The organism is Bartonella rattaustraliani AUST/NH4 (assembly GCF_000312565.1).
GTDB lineage: Bacteria > Pseudomonadota > Alphaproteobacteria > Rhizobiales > Rhizobiaceae > Bartonella > Bartonella rattaustraliani.
Genome location: NZ_CALW02000055.1, coordinates 25,348 through 31,742 on the forward strand (window position 1 = coordinate 25,348; position 6,395 = coordinate 31,742).

7 protein-coding genes and 3 pseudogenes are annotated in these 6,395 nt (G+C 39.7%); 6 read left to right on the forward strand and 4 right to left on the reverse strand.

What is annotated here, in order from left to right; all coding sequences use genetic code 11:
* The first annotated feature begins 194 nt into the window (after positions 1 to 194).
* Both BN67_RS08125 and BN67_RS08130 read left to right on the forward strand, forming a co-directional pair.
* Positions 195 to 1,040, forward strand: coding sequence for a TIGR01459 family HAD-type hydrolase (locus tag BN67_RS08125; RefSeq protein ID WP_019223627.1), 846 nt, complete (start codon positions 195 to 197; stop codon positions 1,038 to 1,040).
* On the forward strand, positions 1,040 to 2,041 hold the full coding sequence (locus BN67_RS08130) for a bifunctional riboflavin kinase/FAD synthetase (protein WP_019223628.1): 1,002 nt from the start codon (positions 1,040 to 1,042) through the stop codon (positions 2,039 to 2,041). The genes BN67_RS08125 and BN67_RS08130 overlap by 1 nt, the downstream gene beginning before the upstream one ends.
* Here the strand turns inward: BN67_RS08130 and BN67_RS08135 are convergent.
* The 3 genes and pseudogenes from BN67_RS08135 to BN67_RS14935 all read right to left on the reverse strand — a co-directional run bounded on the left by BN67_RS08135 (position 2,025) and on the right by BN67_RS14935 (position 3,922).
* Positions 2,025 to 2,207 carry a hypothetical protein gene (locus tag BN67_RS08135; RefSeq protein WP_019223629.1) on the reverse strand — a complete coding sequence of 61 codons (183 nt, stop codon included), beginning with the start codon at positions 2,205 to 2,207 and terminating at the stop codon, positions 2,025 to 2,027. The genes BN67_RS08130 and BN67_RS08135 overlap by 17 nt on opposite strands.
* A 261-nt stretch (positions 2,208 to 2,468) precedes the next feature.
* Positions 2,469 to 2,798 (reverse strand): protein tyrosine phosphatase family protein, encoded by a 330-nt coding sequence (locus BN67_RS08145; RefSeq protein ID WP_019223631.1) that lies wholly within the window; start codon positions 2,796 to 2,798, stop codon positions 2,469 to 2,471.
* A gap of 913 nt (positions 2,799 to 3,711) precedes the next feature.
* A pseudogene (locus tag BN67_RS14935) lies at positions 3,712 to 3,922 on the reverse strand (hypothetical protein).
* Between the two features lie 218 nt (positions 3,923 to 4,140).
* On the opposite strand from BN67_RS14935, the gene parA reads away from it, so the two are divergent.
* The 3 genes and pseudogenes from parA (at position 4,141) to BN67_RS14940 (ending at position 5,323) form a co-directional block, all read left to right on the forward strand.
* Positions 4,141 to 4,767 carry a ParA family partition ATPase gene (parA, locus tag BN67_RS08150; RefSeq protein ID WP_019223632.1) on the forward strand — a complete coding sequence of 209 codons (627 nt, stop codon included), beginning with the start codon at positions 4,141 to 4,143 and terminating at the stop codon, positions 4,765 to 4,767.
* Positions 4,767 to 4,997: a hypothetical protein gene (locus tag BN67_RS08155; RefSeq protein WP_019223633.1), complete on the forward strand. Its 231-nt coding sequence runs from the start codon at positions 4,767 to 4,769 to the stop codon at positions 4,995 to 4,997. Before parA ends, BN67_RS08155 begins: the two co-directional genes overlap by 1 nt.
* 112 nt (positions 4,998 to 5,109) lie before the next feature.
* Positions 5,110 to 5,323: pseudogene (locus BN67_RS14940) on the forward strand (hypothetical protein).
* A 183-nt stretch (positions 5,324 to 5,506) separates the two neighbouring features.
* Here BN67_RS14940 and BN67_RS08165 read toward each other — a convergent pair.
* Positions 5,507 to 5,987 (reverse strand): annotated as a pseudogene (locus BN67_RS08165) (autotransporter outer membrane beta-barrel domain-containing protein); the annotation flags it as partial.
* A 96-nt stretch (positions 5,988 to 6,083) separates the two neighbouring features.
* On the opposite strand from BN67_RS08165, the gene BN67_RS08170 reads away from it, so the two are divergent.
* Positions 6,084 to 6,395: phage major tail tube protein (locus BN67_RS08170; protein WP_019223635.1), on the forward strand; the 312-nt coding region annotated here is incomplete at its 3' end.

The following is a 6,395-nucleotide window of genomic DNA, read 5'->3' on the forward strand; positions in this document are numbered from 1 at the left end:
TAGAGTTTTTTATTGCTTATAATATTTTTTTATCATTCTTCAAACTTTTCTATTCTATGCTTTCTACGCATTGTGAAATGATGAAGAGAAAAAATAAGTGTTGAGAAAGCGGATAACAGAAGAATTATCTTCCGATAAGTAGTTTTAAAGTAAAAGACAGTTTGATAAATGGTAAGGATACAAACAGGTGCAGCATGAATGAACTTACCCATATTGATACTGTTATAACGCGTTATGATGCTATTTTTTGCGATGTTTGGGGTGTTGTGCACAACGGTGTGCGTGCTTTTGACCCGGCATTGCAAGTATTGTACAAAGTTCGGCAGATGGGAAAAAGTGTCATTCTCTTAACCAATTCACCTCGACCACGAGAAGATGTTATTGCTCAGTTACAAAGCATGAATGTTCATAGCGATTATTATGATGCTCTTATTACTTCAGGGGATGTGACGCGTGATCTTATTCGCGCTGCGCCGCGTAAAGTTTTTTTCATTGGTCAGCAACGTGATTTGGGGTTGTTTGAAGGGGTAGATTGTGAACTGGTTGAGGAGAGGGATGCTTCTGTAGTGGTTTGCAGTGGTTTTCTTGAAGAGCTTGATGAAAAACCATCGGCCTATGAGCTTATGTTTCGTCGTATGTGTGCGCGGAACTTGCCTTTTATTTGTGCCAATCCTGATGTGATTGTCCATTATGGAAATCAGGAATTTTGGTGTGCTGGTGCATTGGCGCGCCTTTACCAACAATTAGGGGGGGAAGTGCGTATTGCCGGTAAACCCTATGCACCTATTTATGAGTGTGCCTTTGAAACACTTGAGAAAATTCGGGGAACAGTGGAAAAAAGCCAGGTTTTGGCGATTGGTGACGGTCTTTTGACCGATGTGAAGGGGGCTGTTCATTTTGGTCTTGATGTTCTTTATATCATGGGGGGGATTCATCGTTATGACTATATGCAAAACGGTGTTGTAGATAAGCAAGCATTGCATTCTTTTATTAAACGTCATGGCTATCAGCCACAGGCGGTCATGTGGGCACTTCAATAATGTCTGATTTTTTGCATCTTTCGGGGGGCCATATGCTTCCTTTATCATTGCGGGGAGCAGTGTTGGCACTTGGGAATTTCGATGGTGTTCATCGTGGACATCAGGTTGTGCTTCAAAAAGCGCTCGATTTAGCGCGTACAAGAAACAAGCTCGCTGTTGTTTTAACCTTTGAACCACACCCGAGAAGTTTTTTTCAACAATCAGCGCCTGTTGATCGCTTGACTGAGGCTGCTGAAAAAGCTGAAATTTTTAAAATTCTCGGATTTAATGGCGTGATTGAACAGCCTTTTGATGCGAATTTTGCCGCTCTTTCAGCGGATGAATTTATCAACGTGATTTTGAAACAAACCTTTGATGTCTCCGTTGTGGTAACGGGTGAGAATTTTCGATTTGGACATCAGAAAAGTGGAAACGCACAACTTCTTTGTCAAAGAGGAGAAGAATACGGGTTTGAGGTCGTACAAGTTCCTTGTGTGGGGAGCCCTCAGGATTTACAGCAGCCGATCATTTCCTCTAGTTCTATTCGTGAGCTTCTCTCGCAAGGACAGGTGGAAACTGCAGCGCGTTTGTTAGGTTATCATTATCGTGTGCGTTCTAATATTGTCGAGGGTGAAAAACTTGGACGTCTCTTGGGATTTCCTACTGCTAATCAGACTTTACCTTCTCAAGTCAGTTTGGCGCATGGTGTTTATGCAGTACGATTGCGTCGTGCGAATGGTATTTTACATGATGGGGTTGCAAGTTTTGGGTGTCGTCCAACGGTTGTTAAAGATGGTGCGCCGCTTTTAGAAACCTATTTGTTTGATTTTAACGATAACCTTTATGGAGAAAGTTGCACCGTTTCTTTTTTTCAGTTTTTGCGAGGGCAAGAAAAGTTCGATGGGCTTGAACCTTTGATTGCACAAATGCAATATGATGAAAAAGGAGCAAAGGAAATTTTGGCGGCAGTACAGCCCTTATCTCCGTTAGATAGACTGCTTACTTTTAAAAAATGGCCTTGAATTGATCTGAAAAAAAGATGAAGTGACCTGAAAAAGAGATAAGAGCAGCAGAAATGGCACTTAAACTGATGGTGATCACGAAAATATATTCTAAAACATCATGAAGTGTATGCATTTTTCGTTGTTGAGAGAGAGAATCTGTTGTTTGGTGTTCTGATTCAGACATTATTTTCTTCATAAATTTGTGGAATGGGATCGTTTGATGATTCTGCAAAAATTTTACTTCTTATTTCTTTATGATTTGTTAAAACAAGAGTTTAAAGGCAATCGATTGTTAAAAATGTGGTCAATGCATTTGATGAAAGCAAGAGGTAAGGGAAAAAAGACCGTTTTTAAAATTGCGTGCGCGGTTTTATTATTTGATTTGAGAATTTTCTTAAAATTGCTTTGATTTCAAGGGGTTCTTGCGTGTTGTTGGGGCAAATGCTTAAAGGCAAGTCAACTGATAAAGATGCTGTGAGCGTGTTCCGTGGTAGCAATAGGCGAGAAGAGGCATGGGTGCTGTTTTGAGAACGGTTTTCATCTTTTCAATATCGGATTGTTTTATGGTTGGTGGTGCGATAGGAATATAATGTACTTCGAGGCCATATTCCTTTGCGACTGTTTTAATGGTGGCAAAATCAGGTTGATGAGGATCTTCTTTATCAGGGCGGTTACAGACAATAGTCTTAAAACCCGCTTGTGCTAATGTTTTGATATGTTCAACGTGAATCTGGGCGCTGATAAAAATATCAGGATCAATTTCCTGTAAATGCATTTTGTTATCCCCACTCACATCATTTTCATGATGTTTTCTGGTATGTTAAATAAAGTATTATAAGAATAAAGTTTCTCGAATGAGATTTTAACAGAAATATTTTCTTTGTCGAGAAGAATAGCTCTGATGAGAAAAAGAACTGCATATTTATATCCGCAACATCTTTATGATTGATCTTATGATAATGGCGAACTTTTATTATTTATTTTAATGTTATAGAGTAGTGCAGGGATCATTTTTTAATTTCTTTTCCTCTTCATCAAAAAACCATTTCCTTCTATAGTGCAAGAGAGAAGAGTGTAACTCCAATATAATTCTTTATAATCTTTTTTTCATGCAAAAGCAGATGTGAGAAGGGAAACACTCTTAATAATCATTTTTGCTTTGGGAATGAAGCATGGTTTGTTGTGGGAGACTGCGTGTTTGGGGGAGGAATACACATAGAGAATGACTTTGATAGATAAAGAAATGCAAAAAATTTGTTCAAGTTGCCAAAGGTGCTAAATTTTATGGTGTGCTCTGTTGTGACAGTTTTTGCGTGAGAGCGATTCATGTGCGACATTTTTTCTCCTTTCTTCTCTCGTTACCCCCATATGCCAACTCTGCTTATGGAGGAAAAGTCAAGTGAACAAAATTGATTCAACATAAAAGAGGTTTGAAGTGAGATAATTTTACGGGTATTTGGGATTATGATTCAAAATGAACAATGACAAGTTGTCTTTATAAATCAATATGCTGCCTAATAAATATTTTCAGTAAAGATATTTTATAAGCATTGCACAATGGTGGATTTAAACGCATAATTTCTATCGAGTTTACGCGTTAACCCTCAAAATGTAAAATTTTTCTTTCTTCTATATCTTTTAAGAGGATAAATTTACGTTAGTAAAAACGTATTATCGTGTCTCATTTTTTACATTTTTCCGTATTTCTTTAAGAGCAGTTCACGCACCTCGTCTGCTATTTTTGTTCCACGACTGGCCTAGTTCATCTTAATCATGCGATGCAAATTTTCTAGCATACCACTGGCACATCAATTGCCGGCACATCATTGTGTGGCGCTTCATCCCCCCATCCATGCTCTCTTTATGATTTTCAACCCATGTATTAGCCGTTAAGGAAATTGGTTGAGCCCCTCACAACATTCTACCGCCATTTTATGCGCTACCTCCGCTCTTTATGTGGAATGACGAGAATGATTCAAGCTCTCAATAAGGGAGGATGTCGTTTTTGCTTTTATCATGAAATGGGATCGGTGGTGATTTTTCGTGTATCGGAATGCTTGTTTCTTTTGTAATTTTCTGTATAATCGTAAAAACGATAAGGCTGAAAGGCGTCATGAATGATCATTGGACTTTTGAATCAAAAAGGGGGTGTGGGAAAAACAACATTAAGCGTGAATATCGCGGCGAGTTTCGCACAGACGGGGGCACGTGTGTTGCTTATAGATGTTGATCCGCAAGGAAGTGCATTGGATTGGGCGGCTGCCCGTGAAGGGGCCCCTTTGTTTCCAGTTGTTGGTTTGCCACGTGCAACGGTTCATAAAGAGATTACACAGATTGCTCATCATTATGACCATATCATTATTGATGGTCCTCCACGGGTTACAGATCTTGCGCGCAGTGCTCTTATGGCTTCGGATTTGGTGCTTATTCCTGTACAACCTAGTCCCTATGATATTTGGGCTGCTGATGGAATTGTAAAGCTTATTGATGACGCACGCGTCTATAAGGACAATTTGAAATCTGCTTTTGTTATTAACCGTAAAATAGTCAATACAGCGATAGGGCGTGATGTAGGGGAAGCTCTAGGAGTATATTCAATGCATGTTCTTTCTGCAAGCGTTGCTCAGCGTGTGATTTTTGCGGAAACTGTGGCTCAGGGAAAAGCCGTTTATGAAGTGGATAAACAAGGACCAGCAGCCGCAGAGATTGAGGCTATTGTAGCGGAAATCAAGGAGTTCGTATGATGAATAAAAAAATTAAGATTGGGACGAAGCCAACCAACAAATCAGTTCCTTTTACGGCTGATACATGGATTGCAAATCGTAAAGGGAGTATGGATGGAGGGATGAAGCGTCTTACAATTGATGTGCCAGAAAGTTTGCATCGCATGATTAAGATGAGTTGTGCTAGTCGTGGAACAAAAATAGCAGACGAGGTGCGTGAACTGCTTTTAAAGAAATACGGAAAAATATAAAAAATGAGACACGATAATACGTTTTTACTAACGTAAATTTATCCTTCTTAGAGAGTGGAGGTAGGCATAGCATGGCGGTAGAGTGTCGTGATGGGTTTAATTAATTCCCTTAATGGCTGATACATGGATTGCAAATCATAAAGGGAGCATGGATGGGGGGGTGAAGCGTCTTAACAATTGATGTACCAGAAAGTTTGCATCGCATGATTAAGATGAGCCAGGCCAGTCGTGGAACAAAAATAGCAGAGATAAAATTTAAAAAAGATATGGGTTTTGGGAGATGCAAGGGGCGCTTTGGTGGAAAAGACAACGGTCTTTCTGTATGAGATGGTCATCTATAAGAGATTGGTGAAAGAGAGAGTGTTTAAAGAAAAGGGGGCAGCACATTGTGCTGCCCCTTCTTTGTAACAGAGCGTCTTGGTTTTGGGTTTCTCTTTTTTCTAAAGCGATATCCAAACCGAATGAAAGTTTGTTCAAAGAAACCGGATAAAAGATGCGAGCGTTTTGTTTTAAAATTTATAGCGTATTCCACCAGAGAAATTCGCTCCGCTTATCCCCGTTTTTTGAAGTTTTTGTCGATAACTTGACATCCGCATGCAGGGCAATATTTTGAGACAATTGTGCATTGATCCCAAGTCTACCTTCAAGAGAGGTGCCCATTGATTCAAGTTTATAATCTTTATCAATCGATATGGCTTTATCATCATCAAAGGTTTTGATCGCGTTTAACTTTCCTGAGATGGAAAGAGAACGCCCGTTTTCAGAGCTTAGAACGGTTTTGGTTAAACGTCCACCCACACGCATTAACCATTGATGAGGATTGTTCATATCAACCTTAAAGTCATCAGCATCTTCAAGAGTATCCAAGCTTAGATGTTGATAAGCCAGTTGGGCTTGTGGTTCAAAGGTTAATTCTTCTACACCGTTTGCAAATTCTTTCCCAACAGTGGCAGAGAGGCTCCACATCTTTGCATTTTTCAACTTTGCCGTTTACTTTGATCGGTTAGCCCAAGATATCCAAAATAAAATGACCTATCAGTTTGGCGATACGCTGACTGCTTATCGCAAAGCAGCAAGGAGTGAGGTATGAGTTTAAGAATTGTTCGCGGTTTTACCCTGATTGTTGATGATGATGTCAATCTTCATCTTGATCTTGAAACCCTCAAACTTCCCACATTAGAAGAAATCACCGAAACCTATCACCCAGGGGGTTCGGATATGCAAATAGATGTGAGTGGACTTGGTGTAAAAGCGCTCAGTTTACAAATGAAAATCCACAACCATACCCCTGAGGTGATTGGTATCTTTGGGGGTTCCCCTGGGATTCGTCATAAATTTACTGGCAAAAAGCATGTTGTGTCTGAAGAAGATGGGCGTGAGCATGAACATTCCATTGAT

Coding starts and splice junctions, on each gene's coding strand:
- BN67_RS08125 (WP_019223627.1), top strand. CDS start 195: ATGAATGAACTTACCCATATTGATACTGTTATAACGCGTTATGATGCT.
- BN67_RS08130 (WP_019223628.1), top strand. CDS start 1,040: ATGTCTGATTTTTTGCATCTTTCGGGGGGCCATATGCTTCCTTTATCA.
- BN67_RS08135 (WP_019223629.1), bottom strand. CDS start 2,207: ATGTCTGAATCAGAACACCAAACAACAGATTCTCTCTCTCAACAACGA.
- BN67_RS08145 (WP_019223631.1), bottom strand. CDS start 2,798: ATGCATTTACAGGAAATTGATCCTGATATTTTTATCAGCGCCCAGATT.
- parA (WP_019223632.1), top strand. CDS start 4,141: ATGATCATTGGACTTTTGAATCAAAAAGGGGGTGTGGGAAAAACAACA.
- BN67_RS08155 (WP_019223633.1), top strand. CDS start 4,767: ATGAATAAAAAAATTAAGATTGGGACGAAGCCAACCAACAAATCAGTT.